The following is a 22,624-nucleotide window of genomic DNA, read 5'->3' on the forward strand; positions in this document are numbered from 1 at the left end:
CGTCTCCGGACGCAGCCGTCGTCCCCTCCATGAGCTGCGAGATCCGGGCCCAGACGGACGTGACACTCGGTCACCACCGAATGTGGGCCAGAGCCGCTCGTTTGACAGACCCGCCATCAGGTGTTGCGAGGATCCCGAGAATCCGCCAGCTCCGGTGGGGCTTCGTCGTGAGATCGGCTGCGCCGGCGCGCACCATGCGGTCGGCGCCTCATGCGGTCCTCGTTCCTGAAATGCTCGCGGCGGTGCGCCCGGTTTGCGTTCGTACCCGCCCCCGTCCGTACGAGGGATCCGCGCCCCTCCCGGCGCGGCTCGGTCACGCACAGCGTCGAAGTGGAACTCCCGTAGGTCCTCCTCGACGTGGAGTCACGCGCATCCCGCGGCGCGGACGCCATCGAGGGCGGCACCGGCCGGCGCCGCGCCCTCGCTCCCCGCGAGTGACCGCGCGGAGCGACGACTATGTCCAGGGCGAACGCGTGGGCTCCGCCGTCCCAGGCGGCTTTGAGGAAGCCGGCCAAGCGGTCGTCCTCCCGGGCGCAGACCCGGCCCGGGCTGTGACGCCGCAGTCTGGTGAGCCGGTCCGTCCGGCCGACCTGGTGCCCGAACTCTTCGGCGTGCAGCTGGTCGGGGGCCGTGTTGTCGAGGGTGCCTCGCCACTCGTACGTGATCGTCATGGGCCCAACGCAAAGGCCGTTCCGCGACGGTCCTGCGGGGGCGTCGCGGCCCGCCCCCGGTGCCCGGGGCGCCCCGGACCCTGCGGAAAACCGCAGGGTCCGGGGTGGGGGAGACCGCATAAGTTCGACGGCTATCCGCATACCGGCACTGAGCTGGGATTTCTAGCGTGGTCATTGGATCGCGGCACCGGCCCGCGGCGAGCGCTTCCTATCTGGAGACTTCGAATGGACCACATCACCCTTGCGCTGCCCCAGGAGCCTGCGGACGGCATCGCGGGATGGGCGGCCGACCTGGTGGACGCCATGGGTGGCCCCGGCGCGGGCCTCGCCATCGCCCTGGAGAACCTCTTCCCGCCGCTGCCCAGCGAGATCATTCTGCCGCTGACCGGCTTCGCCGCCGGGCAGGGCGTCATCACTCTCTTCGCGGCCCTGTTCTGGACCACTGCCGGCTCCGTGGTGGGCGCCGCCGTCCTCTACTGGATCGGCGCGCTGTTCGGCCGCGAGCGGATGTACGCGATCTGGGCCAGGCTGCCGCTGGTCAAGACGTCCGACCTGGAGCGGACGGAGGAGTGGTTTGCCAAGCACGGCACCAAGGCCGTCTTCCTCGGCCGCATGGTGCCGATCTTCCGCAGCCTGATCTCCGTGCCGGCCGGCCTCGAGCGCATGCCGCTGCCGACCTTCCTGACGCTGACCGCCCTGGGCAGCCTGATGTGGAACACCGTACTGGTGATGGCCGGTTACTGGCTGGGCGATCAGTGGGACACCGTCGGTGACTACGTCGGTGTGGTCAGCAAGGGCGTCCTGGTCCTGGTGGTCGCCGCACTGGCCTTCTACATCGTGGTCCGGCTGCGCTCCCGCGGCACCGCCCAGCACCGCCGTACGTCATGACCGGCCCCGTTCTTACACAGGCCGAACGATCTTGCCCCGACTGCGCCGCCCGACTAGTCTCGCCGAGCATGCAGGGGGATTCGGCGGACATGACCACCCACCCCCTCCCGACGGCGCCCGGACCCGCGCTGTCGGGAGGTGAGCCCACGGCGACGCTGGCCCCGGCGCTGCCCCTGCGGGCCACCGGAGTCCTCCTCGGCTGTCTGACCGCGCTGCTGGGACTGCTGTACTTCGCCGTCGTCGGCACCCTGCTCGGTCCGCTGCTGCTGTGGCCGCGCACCCGGCGGCGCGCCTTCGTCGTCCTGACCACCGGGGCCCGACGGCTGACGGCGCTCGAACGGCGGCGCCGCTCGGTCTTCTTCGGAGACCGCTTCCCCGACCGGCCGGTGCCCGACCATCGCGTCCTGCGCTACCTCGCCGCCCGTACGTACGCCGGTCTGCTCACGGGCGTCGTGGTCGGCCTGCTCGCCTTCGGCGTCTTCCTCGCGGGCCTGCTCGTCGCGAGCTTGGCACGGGGCACCCTCGACTGGAAGGAACTGGCCACCCAGGTCCTGCTCGGCGGGGTGCTGCTCTTCCTGGACGTGCAGGGCCTGCTGTCGTTGGGGGCGTTCGACGCGCGGCTGGCCCGCCAGTGCTTCGGCCCGTCGGAACGCGAGCTGATGCAGCGGCGCATCGACGAACTGGCCACCAGCCGGGCGGCGGTGCTCCAGGCGGTCGACACCGAGCGCCGGCGCATCGAGCGGGACCTGCACGACGGGGTGCAGCAGCGGCTGGTGGCGCTGGCCATGCTCCTCGGGCGCGCCCGTCGCGGCCGTACGCCCGAGCTGGCCGGCAGTCTGCTGGAGCAGGCCCACAAGGAGTCGCAGGACGTCCTGACGGAACTGCGGGAAGTGGCCTGGCGGGTGTATCCGACGGCGCTGGACAACCTGGGGCTCCAGGAGGCGCTGGCCGGGGTCTCCGAGCGGTGCAGCATCCCCATCCGGACGGACTTCACGCTCGCCGGGCCGCTGCCCGCCTCCGTCGAGACCGCCGCGTACTTCGTCGTGTCGGAGTCGGTGACCAACGCCGCCAAGCACTCGGCCGCCACGGAGATCCAGGTGAGCGTCCGCAAGCACGGGCCCGTCCTCGTCGTCCGGGTCGAGGACAACGGCGTCGGCGGCGCGAGGCCGGCGGGTAGCGGACTGACCGGGCTGCACAGCCGGGTCGGCGCCCTGGACGGCCGACTGCAAGTCCACAGCCCCACCGGGGGGCCCACCACGATCACCGCGGAGCTGCCGTGCGCGTAATGCTGGCCGAGGACTCGACCCTGCTGCGAGAGGGGCTGGTCCGGCTGCTCATCGAGGAGGGCCACGAGGTCCTCGCCGCGGTGGGCGATGCCGCCGCCCTGCTGCGGGAGGTCGAGGCCCAGGCGCCGGACATGGTCGTCGTGGACATCCGGATGCCCCCCACCCACACGGACGAGGGGCTGCGGGCCGCACTCGAGATCCGCAAGCGGTGGCCCGGGGTCGGCGTCCTGGTCCTGTCCCAGCACATAGAGCGCAACTACGCGGCGCAGCTGCTGACGTCGAACGCGGAGCGGGTCGGCTATCTGCTGAAGGACCGGGTCGCCCAGGTGGAGGAGTTCCTCGACGCGCTGGAGCGGATCCAGGCGGGCGGCGCCGCCATCGACCCGGAGGTCGTACGGCAGTTGGTGATCCGTACGACGCACAGCGATCCGCTGGCCCGGCTGACCCCCCGCGAGCGCAGCGTCCTGGAGACGCTGGCCCAAGGGCACACCAACGCGGCCATCGCGGAGAAGCTGCACATCTCCATGAGCACGGTGGAGAAGAACCTCAACATGATCTTCGACAAGCTCGAACTCGCTCACACCACCGGCTACAACCGCCGGATCCTGGCCGTACTGCGCTATCTGGAGTCCTGACGTACGACGCGCCGGGCGGCGGGGCTCCCTGTCGCCCGGCGCGTCGCGGTCACTAGCCGGTCCCACCCGTCACTGGAACGAGTACGGGTTCAGCGCGTCGTCCGGCAGGTGCTCGATCTGGATGCGGTCGCCGATGCCGGCCTCCTCGGCGAGTTCGAGCAGCACGTCGAGGGCCACATGGTCCTCCAGCGCGAAGCCCGTCGAGTCGAAGACGGTCACCCCGTCCCGGTGCCGGGCCGCCGTGTCCGGGTCGGCGCACAGGGCCATCAGGTCGGGCCCGAGATCGCCCTCCTCCAGCTGCTGGCACTCTCCCTCCCGCAGTGCCTGCGCCACGTGGTCCGGCGTCACGAACGCCGACTTCAGGACCTCCCTGGGCACCTCGAACTTGCCGACGAGGTCGGCCCCGATGGCATTGATGTGCACGTGCGGCCGCAGGTTCGTGCCGCTCAGCACCGGCCCGTCGCCGACCCCGACCGAGGTGACGGTGCAGATGATGTCCGCCGCCGCCTCCAGCTCGGCGAGCTCCACGACCCGGACGTCGATGTCGAGGAAGTCCACCCGGTCCGCGAATGAACGCGCGTGGGTCGGGTCGATGTCGTGCACGAGGATCTGCTCCAGCGGGAACACCCGGCTGAGGGCGTGCGCCTGGGTCACCGCCTGGGCACCGGCACCGACCAGGCCGAGGGCCCGGCTGTCGGGACGGGCCAGCAGCCGGCTGGCGATCGCCGAGGCGGCTCCCGTGCGGATCGCCGTGGGCAGGATCCCGTCGCACACCGCCAGCAGACGGCCCGTCACGTCGTCGTAGCGCGTGAGGGATCCGATGATGGTGGGCAGCTGGAACGTGCTGGGGTTCGACGGAGTGTAGGCCACCGTCTTGATCGTTATGGAACGTCCCGGATCATGGTGCGGCATCCATTCGACGATGGCTGTGTTCTCCGGGCCGCGTAGAAATCCGTCCCGGGTGGGGCTCACGCCCTTGTCCGCCGCGGTGAACGCCTCCTGGAGTCGGACGATCATCTGGTCCATGAAGCGATCGTTGCCGCTCTCCTTGACGAGTTTGGCAACATGCTGCCGGGTGAGGACCGTGGTCTCCATTTTCTCCCCTCGACTGTCGTTGCGCCTCGGCAACTAATTGCCAAGGAATGTACGTCTGTCATTCAATGAGCTACGATTCGCGATCGGCCGATATTTCAAGCAGAAAGCTATTGCGCAGCCTTTTGCGGATGCCGCTCAATTCGCGCTCCGAATGTAACGGTCCAGCCTTTAACGGTCAAGGATTTCCAGGGGTGTTGCGGTTTCCCGCAGGTTTCTGCCTGCGGTTTTCCGCAGGGCGGCACCTGCGGTTTTCCGTACGTCGAACCTGCGGAAATCAGCGGCCACCACGATGGTTTACCTCGTATCCACCCGCTGTCGGCGGATCTAGCGTTTTCCTCGTCGAGATCCGACCGGCTTCCCGGGCCGGACCTGCAGCAACGGAAGGAAGCAAGGTGCGAAAGAAACCGGCAACGGTACGGATTGCGCGATGGAGTGCCACACATCCGTGGTCCGCCATCGGCCTGTGGGTCGTGTTCGTCGCCGCGTGCCTCTTCCTGGGCGGAGCGGCCGGCACCAACGCGATCAGCGACGAGGAGTCCGGGGTCCGCGAGTCGGGCCGGGCCAGCAAGATCGTTTACTCCGGCGACTTCCCCGAGAAGGCCGAGGAGAACGTGCTGATCACCGCCGAGGACGGCGGGAAGCTGGACCCGTCGGTCGGCCGGGAAGCGGCGGCGGACCTCGTCGAGCGGATGAAGGCGCTCGACGAGGTGGAGAGCGTCGGTGACCCGGTCCCCTCGCCCAACGGCGAGGCGCTGCTGGTCCCCGTCACCATGAAGGGCGACACGGAGAACGCCGACCAGCGGGTGCAGCCCCTGCTCGACGTCAGCGCGGCGGTCCAGGACGCCCACGAGGGCCTGCGGGTCGACGAGGTGGGCACCGGCTCGACGGCCAAGGGACTGTCGGAGACGCTCGGCGATGACTTCAAGAAGGCCGAGTTGATCAGCCTGCCGCTGACCCTGCTGATCCTGCTCGTCGTCTTCGGCACGGTCATCGCGGCCGGTGTGCCCGTGGTGCTGGCCCTCTCGTGCGTCGGCGCCGCCATCGGACTGTCCACGCTCGCCTCCCACGTGCTGCCCGAGACCAGCGCGGTCAGCAACGTCATCCTGCTCATGGGCATGGCCGTGGGCGTGGACTACTCGCTCTTCTACCTCAAGCGGGAGCGCGAGGAGCGCCACGCGGGGAAGTCCCACGTCGACGCGGTCGAGGTTGCCGCGGAGACCTCCGGGCACACCGTCGTGGTGTCCGGCACCACGGTGATCGTGGCGATGGCCGGCCTCTACCTGGCCAACGAGGCGACCTTCGCGTCCCTGGCCACCGGCTCGATCATCGTCGTGGCCGTCGCCGTGCTGGCCTCGCTGACCGTGCTGCCCGCCCTGCTCGCCAAGCTGGGGCGCTGGGTCGACAAGCCGAAGGTGCCGTTTCTCTGGCGGCTCACCATGCGCTCCGGAGAGTCGAGGGTGTGGCCCGCGCTGCTGCGTCCGGCACTGTCCAAGCCGGCCGTCACCCTGGTGGTGTCTGTGGGCGCGCTGCTGCTGCTGGCCGCGCCGGCCCTCGACATGAAGCTCAAGCAGCCGGGCTCCGACGACCTGTCCCGGGACATCCCCGTGGTGCAGGCGATGGACCGGCTCACCGAGGCCTTCCCCAGCAAGGGCACCGTGCACCGGGTCGCCGTCCGGGCGCCCGCCGACCGGGCCGACGAGGTGAAGACCGCGCTGAAGGGCCTGCTGGAGCGCACCGCGGACGACGAGCTGTTCGCACACGACTCGACACCGACGATCAAGGAGTCGGCGGACCACCGGGTCCACACCGTCGACGTCGGAACGCCGTACGCGCCCAAGAGCGACGGCGCCCGCGAGTCCCTGGACCTGCTGCGCGACTGGGTGCCGCAGGCCATGGCCGACGTGCCCGACGCCGAGAGCGCGGTCGGCGGCAAGGTGGCGCAGGGCGTGGACTTCACCGGCCACCTGGAGGAGCGCATGCCCTGGGTGGTGGGCTTCGTCCTGCTGCTGACCTTCGTCACCATGGTGATGATCTTCCGGTCGCTGGCCGTGGCGCTCTCCGCGATCCTGCTGAACCTGCTCTCCGCGGCGGCCTCGTTCGGTGTGCTCGTCGCCGTCTTCCAGAACACCTGGGCGGAGGGGATCCTCGACTTCCACAGCTCGGGCGCGGTCGTCTCGTGGCTGCCGCTGTTCCTGTTCGTCGTGCTGTTCGGACTGTCGATGGACTACCACGTCTTCGTGGTCAGCCGGATCCGCGAGGCCGCGCTGGAAGGCGTCACCGTCAAGGACGCCGTCCGTGAGGGCATCACACGCTCCGCGGGCGTGGTGACCAGCGCCGCGATCGTCATGGTCGGGGTGTTCGCGATCTTCGGCACGCTGAGCATGGTCGAGTTCAAGCAGCTGGGCGTGGGGCTGGCGGCTGCCATCCTGCTGGACGCCGTGATCATCCGGATCTATGTGCTGCCGGCGCTGATGACCGCGCTGGGCAAGTGGAACTGGTGGCCCGGCAAGGTCTCCGGCGGAAACGGTGGCTCGGCCGACGTCCCGGACCAGACCGGGCCCACCCGCCACCACCCCGAGGAGCAGCCGCGGTACGCACGGTCGGGCTCCTCGCAGCAGTACGGCCAGCCGTACCAGCGGGGCGGGTACCAGCAGCAGCCGTACCAGCAGGGCGGCCATCCGCAACAGGAGGCGCAGCCCGGCCAGTACCGCCGTGATACCTCGCGACCTGACTACTACCAGCAGTAGAGCCAGGTCCCTCCACCGAGGAGGGAGGGTCGCCCGTCACCCCCGGACGGAGACGACCCTCCCTCCTCTCCTTTCGTCCCCGGCCTGCCCGTTCCCGCCCGGCCCGGCGCAGCGGCGACGGTGGAGGTGCGGCAACCGACCTCGACGGGAGCCAGCATGCGGATCGAACACAGACCCATGAACCGGTTACGGGCCGCGCTGTACGCGGTGGGAGCACTGCTCCTGGCGCTCCTGGCCGGCCTGACCTCGGCGGACCGGGCCCACGCCGCCACGGGATGGCAGCCCGTACCGCCTCCGGCCGGACTCAGCTCGTACGTGCCCTTCGACGCGACGTCGGCCGTGGCACGCAGCACCGTGCAGACCAGCACCATCTGTCTGCCCTGCGAGTACGAACACACGCTGTGGACACGGCAGGCAGGCACCTGGCGCAGCCTGCCGCTGCCCCCGACGACGCCTCCACCGACGTGCTCACCGGCACCGCGCCCGACGACGTGTGGGCCCTCGGACGCAATGTGCGGGGCGACTTCGGGCAGCACCACTGGAACGGCTCCCGGTGGGCCGACCGGAGCGTCCCCCGCTTCGAGGTGCTGGCGGCCCGGGCCGTCTCCCGCACCGACGTGTGGGCGGTCGGCAACTACCGCGAGAGCAACGGCGACGTGCCCGGCGCGGTCGCCCACTGGAACGGCTCGGCCTGGACGCTGACCAAGCTCGGCGCGCCGGACGCCTGGACCAACCCGAAGGCCGTGCACGTCGTGTCCGACGACGACGTCTGAGCTTGACTCTGTCGGGGATCTTGGTGGGTCGGGCTCAGGTTCCGAGGGTTCGCCAGGACTTCGGCCGGGGCGGGCCGTTATGGTCCAGGAAGGTCATGAAAGCGGTCGGCGGTCTCGGTGGCGATGCTTCCTCGGCCGCTGACTGGCTGCTGAGTCGTTCGATGTTCACGGCGATGGCTGTGTCCTCGTCGACCAGGCCGGTCAGCAGGTGTGATGCGATGCGGGCTACTTCCTCCAGCACGGCACGGACTGCCTCGGTGACCAGTTCCAGCCGGGTCAGGTCACGCACCGCGGCCAGGACGTGGGTGGAGTCGGTGCGCTGCGTGGTGCGCTCGCGCACGAGCCCGGCCTCCTTCAGACGCGCGAGCGCCAGGTCGAGAAGACGGCCGGCGCGGTCGTCCCGGGCCAGGCGCTCACGGAAGTCGGCCGGCACGCTGTGGTGGAAGCCGGGACCGTCCGGCTCCAGGGCCAGGGCGTACGTGAAATCGATCCGGCAGCGAACCGCTTCCGCCGCCTGCCGGTCCGACAGGTTCAGCAGGAACTGCAGCACACAGACGGCGGCCGGCTGGGCGGGCGAGATGCCGGGGCGTCCGTCGCGCGGATACCAGCCCGCGAAGTCCTCGTCGCACCACAGCCCGTCCAGCCGGTCTCTCACCCACATCGCCGTCGTACCGCCCGGATTGCTCGCCCGCGCGATCTGCACGGTCAGAGACGGGACTTGCTCACCGGAACGGGGGGCGGAGCGATAACGGACACCTCGACAACTGCATCGATCATCGAAACAGCTCCGAGCATGCCCGTTGATCACGCTGGCGCACCGGGAAACTCCAAGATCCCCGACAGACTCAAGCCTAGTGGTCGGCTCGGGCAGCGACCGCCTCTTCGCGGCGCACTACGACGGCACGTCGTGGCAGGAGGTGGCGCTGCCGCAGCTGTCCGGGCTGTCGGCGAGCGTGAACGCGGTGGTCGTGCGCAACGGCGAGGTGTGGATCGGCGGCACCGACCGCAACATGTACTCCGACGACGGAACCGGCGCGCCCAGGGCGTTCGTGCTGCGCGGGGACGGCACCAGCGGGCAGACGACCTACGGGCCGGTGCCCGCCCCGACCGGTGACGAGTCCGAGGACCGCATGTCCGTCCAGGCCCTGGCCGTCCACGACGGAACCGTGTGGGCCGGCCTGTACACGCACCGCACCAAGGACCGGGGCCTGGCCCGCTGGAACGGCTCCACGTGGGAGACGGCCGCGGCACCCGGGGCGAGCCCAGGCTCCGAGGTGACGGCCCTGTATCCCACGACAGACGGCACCCTGTGGGCCAACGGCCTCCACTACCCGAACGCCTGCCTGAAGGGCTACGCCGCGTCCCTCGCACCGGGCGCCTGAAACGAAGAGGGGCCCGGTGTCCGCCGGGCCCCTCGCGTCGTGCCGTGCCTTCCCTCACGGGCCGGTGAGGAACTCCACGAGCACCTTGTTCACCGTGGCGGGATCCTCCAGGTAGCCGTAGTGCCCGCAGCCCTCGACGAGGTCGAAGCGGGCGCCCGGGACGGCATCGGCGACCTCCCGGCCCAGGCGGGGCGGGGTGACCAGGTCGTCGGCGAAGGCGATGACCTGACAGGGGACGCGGATGCCCCGGTAGGCGGCCAGCCGGTTCTCCAGCCGGCTGACCTCCATCTGCGCCCGCTGTCCCGGCCCCGCCGCGGACGTCAGCTCGAACAGGTCGAGCCAGTCGGCCATCGCCGTGTCGTCGTCGAGCGTCTGCGGCGACAGCGACTTCAGGGCCCGCAGGACGGCCGCGTACCGGTCCGGGAGCCGTACACCCGAGTCGTACAGGTCGATCTCCGTGCGGGTGAGCTCGGCGCGCAGGAAGTCGGTGCGGCCGCGGGTCGCCATCAGCACGACCCGGCTGACCAGCTCGGGCCGGGCCAGTGCCAGCTCCTGGGCGACGAACGCGCCCATGGACGTGCCGACGACGGCACAGGGGCCGAGGTCCAGATGCTCGATGAGCCCGGCCACGTCCCCGGCCATGTCCTGCAGGGTGAAGCCCTCGGGGCACTCGGAGGACGGGGGGATGCCCCGGTTGTCGAAGGTGATCACGCGCAGACCGGCCGCGGTGAGCGCGGGCACCTGGTGCAGCTGCCACACGGTACGGCCGCCGCCGGTGCCCTGGATCATCACCACCGGGTCGCCGGTGCCGGCCTCCTCGTAGCTGAGCCGAATCCCATTCACGGGAATGACCGGCATGGTGTCTCTCCCCTCTCGTGGTGGTCGTGCGGTGCGCGCCCCCGGGTACGCAGGCGGCCCGCGCCCCGGGGCGCCCGGGTGCGCGGGCCGTGAAGCGATCGGATCAGGCGGCGCCGTCCATCGCGTCGACGAGGCTCTTGGGACGCATGTCGGTCCACTGCGCGTTGACGTAGTCGAGTGCCGCGTCCCGGGTGCTCTCCCCGAGGACGGTCCGCCAGCCCGCGGGTACCTCGACGAACGCCGGCCACAGCGAGTGCTGCCCCTCGTCGTTGACCAGGACCAGGTAGGTGCCCTCGGGGTCCTCGAAGGGATTGCTGCTCATTCCATCGCTCCTTCTCAGCGCTTTCTGTTTCTCTGGGATGGTCTGTCGGGGATCTCGTGAAAGGTCACAGACGGTCCGCGAGGAATTGGCCGATCCGGGCCATATGACGGGCATCCGTCATCAGATTTCCGTGCGTCGAGTCTATGGTGCACACCTCGACCGAACCACCCGTGAACGGTTGCCACAAGCTGACATTCAGGCGGCCCTGCCGGTCGTCCGCCGATTTCCGCTCCGCGGAGACGAAGAGGACGTCCCCGTCGAAGAATTCCGGTGTGAACCTCCGCATGAGCCGGACATTGTTCACATAGACGTCCTTCAGTGCGAGTATGTCCCGGGCCTCCAGCTGTGCCAGTGCCTGGTCCCCGGACTGCAGGAACTCCCGGAAACGTCGCAGAACGCCTTCCTGGTCTGCTATGAGCTCGGCCATGTCGAATTCGAAGCCCATGGCCCGCAGATTGTGCGCGACCACCTCGTGCTCGACCGGTTCCGAGGTGTCCGCGTTCTCGCCCGGCGGATAGGCGTCCAGCAGGGCGAGCAGGGACACCTCCTCGCCCTCGGCGCGCAGCCTGGTCGCCAGGGCGTGCGAGGCGAGTCCGCCGAACGACCAGCCCGCCAGCCGGTACGGGCCGGACGGCTGCACGTGACGGATCCGCGCGAGGTAGTCCTCGGTCATCTCCGCCATGGACGACGGCAGCGGACCGCCGCCGTCGAGACCGCGCGCCTGGATGCCGTAGACCGGCACGTCCGGGCCGAGATGGCGGACGAGCCCGGCGTAGCACCAGCTGAACCCGCCGCCCGGGTGCAGACAGAACAGGGGGGCGGCCCTGCCGCGCGCCCGCAGCGGGAGCAGCCCCTCGGAGGAACGTCCCGCGGACCCGTCGGCCGTCCCCGTCAGTACGGCGGCGACGCCCTCCGGGGTGGGGGAGTCGAAGACCGTGCGGACCGGGAGCTCCTGGCCGAACTCCTCGCGGAGCCGGGCCATCAGACGGGCGGCCAGGAAGGAGTGCCCGCCCAGTTCGAAGAAGTCGTCCTCCACACAGACTCGTTCGACGCCCAGCACCTCGGCGAAGAGGAGGCACACGGTGTGCTCAGCGGGCGTCCGGGGTGGCCTCGACTCCCGGCCCGCGGCGTACGCGGGCACGGGGAGTGCGGTGCGGTCCAGCTTGCCGTTGGGGGTCAGTGGGAGTCCCTCGAGGGTGACGAGCGCGGCCGGCACCATGTGGGCGGGCAGCCGCCCGGCGAGGTGCTCGCGCAGCTGCGCCGGGTCGGAGGTCTCCTGGTGGGCGGCCACGACGTAGCCGACCAGACGCCGGTCCCCGGGCCGGTCCTCCCGTACGACGACCGCGGCCTGCGCGACCGAGGCGTGCGCGGTGAGGGCGGCCTCGATCTCGCCGGGTTCGATACGGAAGCCGCGGATCTTGACCTGGGCGTCGGCCCGGCCCAGGTACACCAGCAGCCCGTCGCGGGTGAGCCGCGCGAGGTCGCCGGTGCGGTACATGCGGGCGCCCACCGGACCGTGGGGGTCGGCGACGAACCGTTCGGCGGTGCGGTCGGCCCGGCCCAGATAGCCGCGGGCGAGCGCGTCCCCGCCGATGTACAGCTCACCCGGGACGCCGGGCGGAACCGGGTTCAGCCACGGGTCGAGGAGCCGGACGGCGGTGTTGTCGACGGGCCGGCCGATCGGAGGCGCCGAGGGACCCCACTCGGCCGGGTCCGCCGGGAGCCGGTGGGCCGTCACCACGTGGGTCTCGGCGGGACCGTAGTGGTTGTGCAGGCGGCGGCCGGGGCGGGCGGCGCAGAAGGCGCGCATGGCCCCGTGCGGGGTCAGCGCCTCACCGGCCTGCACCAGGTCGGTGAGGTCGGGCAGGTCGAGGCGGGCGGCGGTGGCCGCCTCACAGACCGCATCGATGACCAGGTTGGGCGCGTACAGCTCCTGGATCCGCCGCTCGCCCAGCCAGTCGGCCAGCCGCTCCGGGTCGCGGCGGACGTCCTCGGGGCAGACGACCAGGGTCTTGCCGGCCAGCAGCGCGGAGAGGATCTCCTGGACGGAGACGTCGAAGCTCACCGCGGTGAACTGCGCCACCCGGGTGCCGGGCCCGCCCGGCAGGGTCCGCTCGTGCCAGTCGAGGAGATTGGCCAGGGCGCGCACCGGCATGGTGACGCCCTTGGGGCGGCCGGTCGAGCCGGAGGTGTAGATCACGTACGCGGGATGGGCCGGGTCGAGCGGGACGGTCCGCTCGGCGTCGGTCAGGTCGTCGCCCGGCCGGGAGGCGAGCCGGGCCTCGGTGGCGGGGTCGTCCACCACGAGCAGGAGTCCGGCCGGTCCGGAGGGCAGCGCCTCGGCGAGGTCCCGGGTGGTCAGGACACAGGCCGGCCGGGCGTCGTCGAGCATGTACGCGATGCGGTCGGCCGGGTACTCGGGGTCGACCGGCAGGTATCCGGCGCCGGCCTGGAGGGCCGCCAGGCACGCGGTGACCAGCTCGGCCGACCGGTGCATGGCCACCGCGACCAGGCTCTCCGGCCCCGCCCCCCGGTCGACGAGCAGCCGGGCCAGCCGGTTGGCCCGGGCGTTCAGCTCGGCGTACGTCAGCACGCCTTCGGGTGTCTCGACGGCCACGGCGTGCGGGGCCCGCGCGACCGCCGCCGCGAAACGCTCCGGGAGCGGCCCGCCGGCTGGTTTGCTCGTCGGCCCGTGGGCGGCGGCCAGGACACGGCCGCGTTCCTCGTCGTCCAGCAGGGGCACGTCCCCGATGGCACGGTCCGGTGCCGCGGTGACCGCGTCCAGCAGGCGCAGCAGCCGGGTGACGAGCGTCTCGGCGGTGTCCGGGTCGAACAGGTCGGTGCTGAACTCCAGGCCCGCGCCCAGTCCGGAGGGCCGCCCGTCGGTGTCGTACCGCTCGGCGAAGGAGAACAGCAGGTCGAACTTGGCGGTGCCGGTGTCGGCGGACAGGGACTCGGCGTCCAGTCCGGGCAGACGCAGTCCGTCGCCCGGCCGCCGGTCGGTGTTGTTGAAGGTCAGCATGGTCTGGAAGACCGGGTGGCGGGCCGGTGAGCGCTTGGGGTTGAGCACCTCCACGAGCCGCTCGAAGGGCACGTCCTGATGCGCGTACGCCGCCAGGTCCGTCTCGCGGACCCGGGCCACCAGCTCCCGGAAGGCGGGGTTGCCGGAGGTGTCGGCGCGCAGCACCAGGGTGTTGACGAAGAAGCCGACGAGACCGTCCAGGGCGTCGTCGGTGCGTCCGGCGACGGGGGTGCCCAGAGGGATGTCCTCGCCCGCGCCGAGCCGGGTGAGCAGAGCGGCGACGGCCGCTTGGACCACCATGAAGGGGCTGGCCTGGCAGGCCCGGGCGACGGCGACGATCCGCGCGTGCAGCTCCTCGGGCACCTCGTACAGCACCCGGCCGCCCCGGCCCCCGGCAGCTGCCGGACGCGGCCGGTCGGCGGGCAGCGCGAGCTCCTCCGGAAGCCCCGCCAACGCCTCCTTCCAGTAGGCGAGTTGGCGGGCCGCAGGGCTGTCGGGATCGTCCTCCGAGCCGAGTGCCTCGCGCTGCCACAGGGTGTAGTCGGGGTACTGGACGGGCAGCGGACGCCAGTCGGGCGCGTGCTGCCCGAGGCGGGCCGTGTACGCGGTGGTGAGATCACGGGCGAGCAGGGGCACCGACCAGCCGTCGCCGGCGATGTGGTGGACCAGCAGGAGCAGCACCTGTTCACGCTCGCCCGTTTCGAACAGCCGGGCCCGCAGCGGGATCTCGGCCGCCAGGTCGAAGGCGTGGGACGCCGCCCCGGTGATCTCCGCCTCCAGCCGGTCCGGCGCCACCGACGGGACGACGGTGAGTTCCGGCCGGGCCTCGGCGGCCGGCAGCACGATCTGCCGGGGCCCCTCGGCGTCCTCCGCGAACACCGTCCGCAGGCTCTCGTGTCGGTCCGTCAGGTCGGCGAGCGCGGCCCGCAGCGCCGACCGGTCCAGGTCGCCGGAGAGCCGCAGCGCGAACGGGATGTTGTACGTCGGGCTCGGCCCCTCGAAGCGGTGCAGGAACCACAGTCTGCGCTGTGCGGGGGAGGCGGGGATCCGCTCCGGGCGCGGCTCGGCGGGCCGCAGGGCCGGACGGGCCGCGCCCGCGGTGTCGAGGGCGCGGGACAGGGCCGCCACCGTCGGCGCCTCGAACAGCTGCCGCACGGTCAGTTCCGCGCCGAGGACCGAGCGGATCCGGCCCACCAGCCGGGTGGCCAGCAGCGAGTGCCCGCCGAGCGCGAAGAAGTCGTCGTCGATGCCCACCCGTGGCACGCCGAGGAGCTCGGCGAAGAGCCCGCACAGGATGTCCTCCCGCGGGGTGCGCGGGGCCCGGCTCTCGACGGCGGTGGGGACGGTGTCGGGCACGGGCAGCGCCCTGCGGTCGATCTTGCCGTTGCCGGTGAGGGGCAGCGCGTCGAGGGTCACGAAGACCGACGGGACCATGTAGTCCGGCAGTTCGGCGGCGAGATACGCGTGCAGCGCGGCTGGCGTCGGGTCGCCGCCCTCCTCCGCGACGAGGTGGGCCACCAGCCGTTTGTCGCCGGGGCGCGGCTCGCGCAGGGTGACGACGGCCTGGGCGACCTCGGGGTGGCGGCCCAGCACGGCCTCGATCTCGCCGAGTTCGATGCGGAAACCGCGGATCTTGACCTGCTCGTCGGCGCGCCCCAGGTATTCGAGGGTGCCCTCCGCCGTCCACCGTACGAGGTCACCGGTGCGGTACATGCGGGTGCCGGCCGGGCCGTACGGATCGGCGACGAAACGCTCCGCGGTCAGACCCGGCCGCCGCCAGTAGCCGCGGGCGAGCCCCGCTCCCGCGAGGTACAGCTCACCCGCGAGGCCCCGGGCGACGGGACGCAGCGCGGTGTCCAGGACGAGCAGCCGGGTGTTGTCCAGGGGTGTGCCGATGGGCACGGTCGCCGGCACCGGGGAGTTTGCCGGGATGCGGTGGCGGACCGCGAACGTGGTCGTCTCGGTGGGCCCGTACCCGTCGACGAGGGCCGTGTCGGGGCAGGCCTCCCGGACCCGGCGGACGGCTGCGGCCGGGACGACGTCGCCGCCCGTCCACACCTCCCGCACCCCCGCCAGGTGGTGGGGGGCCTCGTCCGCGACGAGCTGGAAGAGTCCGGAGGTCAGCCACAGCCCGGTCACCTCGTGCTCGGTGAGCACCTTGCCGAGGGTCTCCGCGTCCAGGTCCCCCGGCGGGGCGACGACAGCGGTGCCGCCGGACAGCAGCGGCACCCACACCTCGTACGTGGAGGCGTCGAAGGCGTGCGGCGAGTGGACCAGCACCCGGGTGTGGGCGCCGCCGGCGAAGGACCGGTCGCAGGCGAGCTCGACCACGTCCCGGTGGGTGACGGCGACCCCCTTGGGCGTCCCGGTGGAGCCGGAGGTGTGCATCACGTAGGCGAGCCGGTCGGCGTGCCCGGGACCGGCGGGCAGCTCCGCGTCGCCGGTGTCCGGGGCGTCCGGCGCGTCGGCCCGTACGGTGATCAGGTTCAACTCGTCCGCGCGAGGCGCGTGTTCCGCGTCGGTGAGGACGTGGGAGACGCCAGCCAGACCGATGACCTGACGCAGCCGGTCGAGGGGGTCGCCCTGCCGGAGCGGCACATAGGCGCCGCCCGCCTTGAGCACGGCCAGCAGGGCGACGACCAGATGTGCGGAGCGGTCCATGAGGAGCCCCACCGGTGTCTCGGCCTCCACCCCGAGCGCGACCAGGGCGCGCGCCAGCGTGTCGGACCGGGCGTCGAGTTCGGCGTAGTCCAGCACGGTCGTACCGCAGCGGACGGCCGGGGCGTGCGGGGTGCGCGCGGCCTGGGCGCGGAAGGCCGCGGGCAGCGTCTCCTCAGCGGGACCGGTGTCCGTGCCGCGGCCGAGGGCCAGGACGGTGTTCCGCTCCTCGGCGGAGAGCAGGTCGAGCTGTCCGACGGCGCGCCGCGGCTCCGCGGCCACGCCGCGCAGGACGCGCACCAGCCGGTCCAGGACGGCGCGGGCCACCTCCGGCGGGACCAGGTCGGGCTGGTGGTCGAGGCGGAGCCGCAGTCCATCGCGGCCCACGGCCACCAGCGCCAGCGGGTAGTGCGTGGCGTCCCGGTTGCGGGTGCCGGTGACGGTCACCCCGCCGAAGCCGCCGGGCTCGTCCCGCTCGGCACCGATGTCGACCGGATAGTTCTCGAACACCATGGTGGTGTCGAAGAGTTCGCCCGCGCCCGCCAGCCGCTGCACCTCGGCGAGCCCCAGCTGCTGGTGCGACTGGAGCCGGGTCTGCTCGTCCTGGGTGCGGCGCACCGCGTCCAGGAACGGCTCGTCGGGCCGCAGCCGTACCCGCACGGGCACGGTGTTGATGAACAGCCCCACCATGGTCTCGATCCCGGCGACCTCCGGCGGCCGTCCGGAGACGGTCGTGCCGAACACCACGTCGTCCCGGCCCGTGAGGCCGCTCAGGACCACCGCCCAGGCGCCCTGCACCAGGGAGTTGAGGGTGAGGGACCGTTCCCGGGCCAGCGTGGTGAGCGCCGCGTGGTCGGCGGCGTCCAGCTCCGTCTCCAGCCGGCCGGGCACGACCGGCGCGCGCTCGGCGGCCTGCGGGGCCACGAGGGTCGGCCCGTCGAGTCCGGCGAGCACCTCCCGCCAGGCGGCCACCGCCGTGTCCCGGTCCTGCCCGGCCAGCCACTGGAGGTAGTCCCGGAAGGGGCGGACCCGCGGCAGTGCGCCGTCGTCGCCCTTCGTCCGGTACAGCGCGAGGAGCTCCCGCACCAGCATGGGGCGCGACCAGCCGTCGAGCAGGATGTGGTGGTTGGTCAGCACGAAGCGGTACCGGCGGTCCCCCAGACGCATCAGGGTGAATCGCATCAGGGGCGGCCGGCCCAGGTCGAAGCGGCGCAGCCGGTCCTCCTCCAGCAGCCGGTCCGCGGCCGCGGACCGCTCCGGCTCGGGCAGGCGGGAGAGGTCCGTCTCCTCCCACGGCAGCTCCACCTGGTGCGGGATCAGCTGGACGGGCCGCTTCAGGCCCTGGTAGCGGAAGGCCGCGCGCAGATTGGCGTGACGCCGCAGCAGGGTCCGGCAGGCGGCGGCCAACGCCGCCGTGTCCAGGTCGCCCTCCAGGTCGATGGCCTGCTGCACCAGATAGACGTCGGGGGCCGCCTCGTCGTACACGCTGTGGAAGAGCAGGCCCTCCTGCAGCGGTGCCAGGGGCAGGATGTCCTGCAGTCCGGACTGCTTCGCCATCAGAGGTTCCTCCACTCGTCTTCCAGCAGGTCGATCTCGCTCTGGTCCAGCAGGCTCAGCGACACGTCCGAGACGGTCAGCCCGCCGGCCTCGGGGTTCTCCGCGTGGTCGGCGAGCGCCTCCAGCGCTCTGAACCACAGCTCGGCCAGCTCCCGCACCCCGTCCTCGTCGAGGATTCCGCCGGCCCAGGACCAGGTGGCCGACAGCTCGGGCCCGCGCGGCCCGTCGTTGGTACGGGCGTTGAGTTCCAGCGGGTGGGCGAGCGACACCCGGGGGTCGGTGCCGCCGACACCGGACGCGGTGGCCAGCACCGTCCAGTCCGGAACCGTCGCACTGCCCGCGTTCTCGACTCCGGCGGTGGTGAACCGGCCGAGGTAGTTGAAAGCGACCTGCGGTGTCGGCAGCCCGGCGAACCCGGTCGCGGTGTGCGGGTTCAGATGGCGGACGAGCCCGTACCCGATGCCCTTGTCGGGCACCTCCCGCAGCTGCTCCTTGACCCGTTTGACGACGGCACCGGCGGCCGGTCCGCCCGCGAACGCGTCGGCGAGGTCGACCCCGCCGGCGTCCACCCGCACCGGGTGCAGGCTGGTGAACCAGCCGACCGTGCGGGACAGGTCCACCCTGCCGACGAGGTCCTCCTCACGCCCGTGCCCCTCCAGGTCCAGCAGGACCCCGGCTCCCCGGGCGCCGCCGCGGCGGGCCCAGGCGAGCGCGAACGCCGCCAGCAGGACGTCGTTGACCTCGGCCCGGAACGCGGCGGGCACCCGGGTCAGCAGCCGCTCGGTCACCGCCGCGGGCAGGGTCAGGGTGAGATGGCGGGCGGAGGAGTAGGTGTCCCGGGACGGATCCAGCGGCCGCCGCCCCAGCAGCGGGTCACCGGGCCGCAGCACCGACCGCCACCAGTCCGCCTCGGCCGTGCGGGCCGGATCACCCGCCACCTCGGTGAGGCGCTGCGCCCAGCGGCGCAACGAGGTGCCCACCGGCTGCAGTTCGGCCGACCGGCCCGCGGCCACGGCACGGTGCGCCTCGGCGAGGTCCGGTACGAGGATCCGCCAGGAGACCCCGTCGATCACCAGATGGTGGACGATCAGCAGCAGCAGACCGGGCCGGGTGTCGCCCCGGTCGAACCAGACGGACTGGACGACCCGTCCCGCACCGAGGTCCAGGCGCTCCCGCGCGGCGACCGTCTCGGCCCGTACGAGGTCCTGCAGGGCGTCCTCGTCGAGGCCGGAGGCGTCCACCCGGCGGACGACGGAGCCGGCGTCGACCGCTCCGGGCCCGCGGATTTCCAGCCGCCGTTCCGGGCCGGCCGTCAGCCGGGCCCGCAGCGCGTCGTGGTGGTCCAGCAGCGCCCCCAGCGCGGCCGTGAGGTCCTCGTGGCGCAGCGACGCGGGCGCCTGCACCAGCCGGGACTGGTTGAACTGGTCGACGGGGCCGCCGCGTTCGAGGAACCACCGCATGATCGGCGTCAGCGGTACGTCGCCGATGCCGGCGCCGGGGTCCTCCGCGACGGCGGTGCCGGTCTCGGTGACGACCTCGGCGAGCGCCGCGACGGTCCGGTGCTCGAACACATCGCGCACCGACAGTTCCAATCCGGCCCGGCGTGCCCGGCTGACCAGCTGGATCGACATGATGCTGTCGCCGCCGAGGTCGAAGAACCCGTCGTCGACGCCGACCTCGGCCAGCCCCAGGACGTCCGCGAACAGCCCGCACAGCACCTTCTCCCGCTCCGTACGCGGTCCGCGCCGGTCGGTGTCGGCACCGTAGTCGGGCGCGGGCAGGGCCCGCCGGTCGAGCTTGCCGTTCAGGGTGAGCGGCAGCCCGTCCAGGACGACGACGGCCGACGGGACCATGTACTCGGGCAGCGTGCCCGCCACGTGCGCCCGCAGCGCCTCGGGGTCGGCCGGGCCGCCCGCGCCCGCCACCACGTACGCCACGAGCCGCTTGTCGCCGGGCCGGTCCTCCCGCAGCACCACCGCGGCCTGACTCACCTCCGGCCGGCCCGCGAGGACCGCCTCCACCTCGCCCGGCTCGATCCGGAAGCCCCGCAGCTTGACCTGGTCGTCGACCCGGCCCAGGAACTCCAGCCGCCCGTCGGACAGCCACCGTACGACGTCACCGGTGCGGTACATCCGCTCGCCGACGCCCGCGAACGGGTCGGCCACGAAACGCTGAGCCGTCAGCGCGGCCCGGCCGAGATAGCCGCGGGCCACACCACTGCCCGCGATGTACAGCTCGCCGGGCACGCCCACGGGCACCGGCCGCAGCCGCTCGTCGAGGGCGTACAGGCGGGTGTTCCACAGGGGCCGACCGATCGGTACGACCGCCTCTGGCACCTCCGCCGGATCGCGCAGCGGGTTCACGGCGGAGAACACCGTGGTCTCCGTCGGCCCGTACTCGTTGGCGACGATCGTGTCCGGGCAGGCATCCAGGACCCGGCGGACGGCCGTGGGGGAGACCACGTCGCCGCCGGCCCAGATCTCCCGCACCCCGCGGAAGCACTCGGGCCGCTCCTCGGCGAGCACCCGGAACAGACCGGCGCTGACGAACAGACCCGTGACCTCGTGCCCGGAGATGGCGGCGGCGAGGTCGGCCGCGTCCAGCCGCCCGGCGGGGGCCACCACGACGGTGCCACCCGTCAGCAGAGGCGTCCAGATCTCGAACGTCGAGGCGTCGAAGGCGTACGGCGAGTGCATCAGCACCCGCTCGTGACGCCCGCCCCGCCAGTAGCGGTCCGCCGCCAGGTGCACCACGTTGTGGTGGGTGTTGGCGACGCCCTTGGGAGTGCCCGTCGAGCCCGAGGTGTACATCACGTACACGAGCTGCTCGGCGTCCGTCGGCACCCCGGGGTCGGTGTCGGCCTCACCGGACAGGTCCGTGCCGGGGCCGACGTCGAGGACCGGCACGTCCACGGCGAAGGGCAGGTCGCCCGGGTCGCGGTCGGTGAGCAGTGCCACGGCCCCGGTGTCCCGCAGGATGAACTCGGAGCGGGACGCGGGCTGCTGCGGATCGATCGGCACGTACACACCGCCCGCCTTGAGCACGGCCAGCGTGGAGACCACCAGCGCGGCGGAGCGCTCCTGGAAGACCGCGACCCGGCTCTCCCGGCCGACGCCCCGGCCGAGCAGCCGGTGCGCCAGCCGGTTGGCCCGCTCGTTCAACTCGCCGTAGCCGAGCCGCTCCTCACCCGACACGACGGCAAGAGCCTCCGGTTCGGCGGCCGCGCGCTCCTCGAAGAGGACGTGGACCGGCGTGCGGTCCGCGTGGCCGACCGCCGTGTCGTTCCACTCGACGAGCATCCGCCGCCGCTCGTCCGGGCCGAGGATCTCCGTCTCGCCGACCCGGCGCCCCGGGTCCTCGGCGAGCGCGGTCAGCACACGGACGAAGCGGTCGGCGACTGCCTGCGCGGTCCCCCGGTCGAACAGGTCGGTGCTGTAGTCCAGCGCACAGCTCAGACCGGCCGCCCCGCCGGGCCCCGCCGGACGCTCGGCGAGTTCGAAGGACAGGTCGAACTTCGCGGCGGGCGCCCCGAGGGGCCGCCCGGAGACCGTGAGCCCGGCCAGATCCGCGCGGGCGTCGGCACGACCGGCGTTGTCGAAGCTCAGCATGGTCTGGAAGAGGGGGTGCCGGGACAGCGAACGCTCCGGGTTGACCGCCTCCACCAGCCGCTCGAACGGCAGGTCCTGGTGCGCGTACGCGGCCAGGGACTCGGCCCGGACCCGCTCGATGAGCTCGGCGTACGTCGGGTCGCCCGAGGTGTCCGTGCGCAGCACCAGCGTGTTCACGAAGAAGCCGACCAGGTCGTCCAGCGCGTCGTCGGTGCGGCCGGCGATCGGCGTGCCCAGCGGGATGTCCGTGCCCGCGCCCAGCCGGGTCAGCAGCGCCGCGAGCCCCGCCTGAAGCACCATGAACAGGCTGGCCCCCTGGTCGCGGCCCACCCGGACGAGCCGCTCGTACACATCCTGCGGCAGGTCGAAGGCGACCCGGTCGCCCCGGTACGAGGCCACCGCCGGCCGCGGCCGGTCGAACGGCAGCGACAGCTCCTCGGGCAGCCCGGCCAGCGCCCGCTTCCAGTGGTCGAGTTGGCGGTACGCCTCGCTGCCCGGGTCGTCCTCGGAGCCGAGGACGTCGCGCTGCCAGAGGCTGTAGTCGGCGTACTGCACCGGCAACGGCGCCCGGTCCGGCGCCTGCCCGGTCGTGGTGCGGGCGGCGTACGCCGCCACCAGGTCCCGGATGAGGATGCCCCGCGACCAGGCGTCACTGGCGATGTGGTGGGTGAGCAGCAGCAGGGCCCTGCGGCCGGTGGCCTCTTCGCCCTCGACCTCGAACAGGGAGGCGCGGAGGGGGATCTCGGAGGCGAGGTCGAAGACGTACCCGGCGGCCTGCCGCATCCGCGCGTCTACCTCCGTGTCCGAGGCGAGACGCTCCACGGTCAGCGGCACCCGCGCCTGCTCCGGGCTCAGCACCACCTGATGGGCGGTGCCGGAACTGTCCTCGACGACGACCGTGCGCAGGCTCTCGTGCCGGTCCACGACGTCCGCCAGCGCCTGCCGCAGCGCCTCCTCGTCCAGCGATCCCGTCAGGTTGAGCGAGATCGGCACGTTGTACGCGTCGCTCGGCCCCTCCAGGTGCTGGAGGAACCACAGCCGCTGCTGGGCGTGCGAGAGCGGTACGCGGGCCGGCCGCACCGCCGGCACCACCCGGCCGCGCGCGTCGGCCGAGGTGTCCAG

General features: G+C 72.4%; 12 protein-coding genes and 1 pseudogene. 6 read left to right on the forward strand and 7 right to left on the reverse strand.

Annotation, left to right across the window (positions count from 1 at the left end):
* Positions 1-366 precede the first annotated feature (366 nt).
* A pseudogene (locus tag AB0I73_RS35110) lies at positions 367-671 on the reverse strand (GNAT family N-acetyltransferase); the annotation flags it as partial.
* 225 nt (positions 672-896) lie between these two features.
* Here AB0I73_RS35110 and AB0I73_RS35115 point away from each other — a divergent pair.
* The 3 genes from AB0I73_RS35115 to AB0I73_RS35125 all read left to right on the forward strand — a co-directional run bounded on the left by AB0I73_RS35115 (position 897) and on the right by AB0I73_RS35125 (position 3,480).
* Positions 897-1,559 (forward strand): DedA family protein, encoded by a 663-nt coding sequence (locus AB0I73_RS35115; protein WP_363044338.1) that lies wholly within the window; start codon positions 897-899, stop codon positions 1,557-1,559.
* A gap of 89 nt (positions 1,560-1,648) precedes the next feature.
* On the forward strand, positions 1,649-2,845 hold the full coding sequence (locus tag AB0I73_RS35120; RefSeq protein WP_363044340.1) for a histidine kinase: 1,197 nt from the start codon (positions 1,649-1,651) through the stop codon (positions 2,843-2,845).
* Entirely contained in the window at positions 2,845-3,480 is a 636-nt protein-coding gene (locus tag AB0I73_RS35125; RefSeq protein ID WP_363044360.1) for a response regulator transcription factor, read from the forward strand. The genes AB0I73_RS35120 and AB0I73_RS35125 overlap by 1 nt, the downstream gene beginning before the upstream one ends.
* A 69-nt stretch (positions 3,481-3,549) precedes the next feature.
* Here the strand turns inward: AB0I73_RS35125 and AB0I73_RS35130 are convergent, their stop codons facing one another.
* A complete protein-coding gene (locus AB0I73_RS35130) occupies positions 3,550-4,575 on the reverse strand; it encodes an ornithine cyclodeaminase family protein (RefSeq protein WP_363044342.1) in 1,026 nt (341 codons plus the stop codon).
* A gap of 470 nt (positions 4,576-5,045) precedes the next feature.
* Between AB0I73_RS35130 and AB0I73_RS35135 the strand changes: the two genes are divergently transcribed.
* Both AB0I73_RS35135 and AB0I73_RS35140 read left to right on the forward strand, forming a co-directional pair.
* Entirely contained in the window at positions 5,046-7,322 is a 2,277-nt protein-coding gene (locus AB0I73_RS35135; RefSeq protein ID WP_363044344.1) for an MMPL family transporter, read from the forward strand.
* 401 nt (positions 7,323-7,723) lie between these two features.
* A complete protein-coding gene (locus AB0I73_RS35140) occupies positions 7,724-8,095 on the forward strand; it encodes a hypothetical protein (RefSeq protein ID WP_363044346.1) in 372 nt (123 codons plus the stop codon).
* Between the two features lie 34 nt (positions 8,096-8,129).
* Here AB0I73_RS35140 and AB0I73_RS35145 read toward each other — a convergent pair whose 3' ends face one another.
* Complete coding sequence (locus AB0I73_RS35145; protein ID WP_363044348.1) at positions 8,130-8,798, reverse strand: transposase; 669 nt, start codon at positions 8,796-8,798, stop codon at positions 8,130-8,132.
* A gap of 151 nt (positions 8,799-8,949) precedes the next feature.
* On the opposite strand from AB0I73_RS35145, the gene AB0I73_RS35150 reads away from it, so the two are divergent.
* Complete coding sequence (locus AB0I73_RS35150) at positions 8,950-9,477, forward strand: hypothetical protein (RefSeq protein WP_363044350.1); 528 nt, start codon at positions 8,950-8,952, stop codon at positions 9,475-9,477.
* Positions 9,478-9,531: 54 nt separating this feature from the next.
* Here AB0I73_RS35150 and AB0I73_RS35155 read toward each other — a convergent pair whose 3' ends face one another.
* The 4 genes from AB0I73_RS35155 to AB0I73_RS35170 all read right to left on the reverse strand — a co-directional run.
* Positions 9,532-10,335, reverse strand: coding sequence for an alpha/beta hydrolase (locus tag AB0I73_RS35155; RefSeq protein WP_363044352.1), 804 nt, complete (start codon positions 10,333-10,335; stop codon positions 9,532-9,534).
* A 103-nt stretch (positions 10,336-10,438) separates the two neighbouring features.
* Positions 10,439-10,657 carry an MbtH family protein gene (locus AB0I73_RS35160; RefSeq protein WP_363044354.1) on the reverse strand — a complete coding sequence of 73 codons (219 nt, stop codon included), beginning with the start codon at positions 10,655-10,657 and terminating at the stop codon, positions 10,439-10,441.
* A 64-nt stretch (positions 10,658-10,721) separates the two neighbouring features.
* Positions 10,722-17,894 (reverse strand): amino acid adenylation domain-containing protein, encoded by a 7,173-nt coding sequence (locus tag AB0I73_RS35165; protein WP_363044356.1) that lies wholly within the window; start codon positions 17,892-17,894, stop codon positions 10,722-10,724.
* On the reverse strand, positions 17,894-22,624 hold a 4,731-nt coding region (locus AB0I73_RS35170), incomplete at its 5' end, for an amino acid adenylation domain-containing protein (protein WP_363044358.1). The genes AB0I73_RS35170 and AB0I73_RS35165, both read right to left, overlap by 1 nt.

Origin of the sequence: Streptomyces sp. NPDC050388 (genome assembly GCF_040655635.1) — a bacterium.
Taxonomy (GTDB): Bacteria; Actinomycetota; Actinomycetes; order Streptomycetales; family Streptomycetaceae; genus Streptomyces.

Bases quoted from the DNA above. Each gene is read 5' to 3' on its own strand.
- AB0I73_RS35155 (WP_363044352.1), bottom strand. From the start codon at position 10,335: ATGCCGGTCATTCCCGTGAATGGGATTCGGCTCAGCTACGAGGAGGCC.
- AB0I73_RS35115 (WP_363044338.1), top strand. From the start codon at position 897: ATGGACCACATCACCCTTGCGCTGCCCCAGGAGCCTGCGGACGGCATC.
- AB0I73_RS35160 (WP_363044354.1), bottom strand. From the start codon at position 10,657: ATGAGCAGCAATCCCTTCGAGGACCCCGAGGGCACCTACCTGGTCCTG.
- AB0I73_RS35165 (WP_363044356.1), bottom strand. From the start codon at position 17,894: ATGGCGAAGCAGTCCGGACTGCAGGACATCCTGCCCCTGGCACCGCTG.
- AB0I73_RS35130 (WP_363044342.1), bottom strand. From the start codon at position 4,575: ATGGAGACCACGGTCCTCACCCGGCAGCATGTTGCCAAACTCGTCAAG.
- AB0I73_RS35125 (WP_363044360.1), top strand. From the start codon at position 2,845: ATGCTGGCCGAGGACTCGACCCTGCTGCGAGAGGGGCTGGTCCGGCTG.
- AB0I73_RS35120 (WP_363044340.1), top strand. From the start codon at position 1,649: ATGACCACCCACCCCCTCCCGACGGCGCCCGGACCCGCGCTGTCGGGA.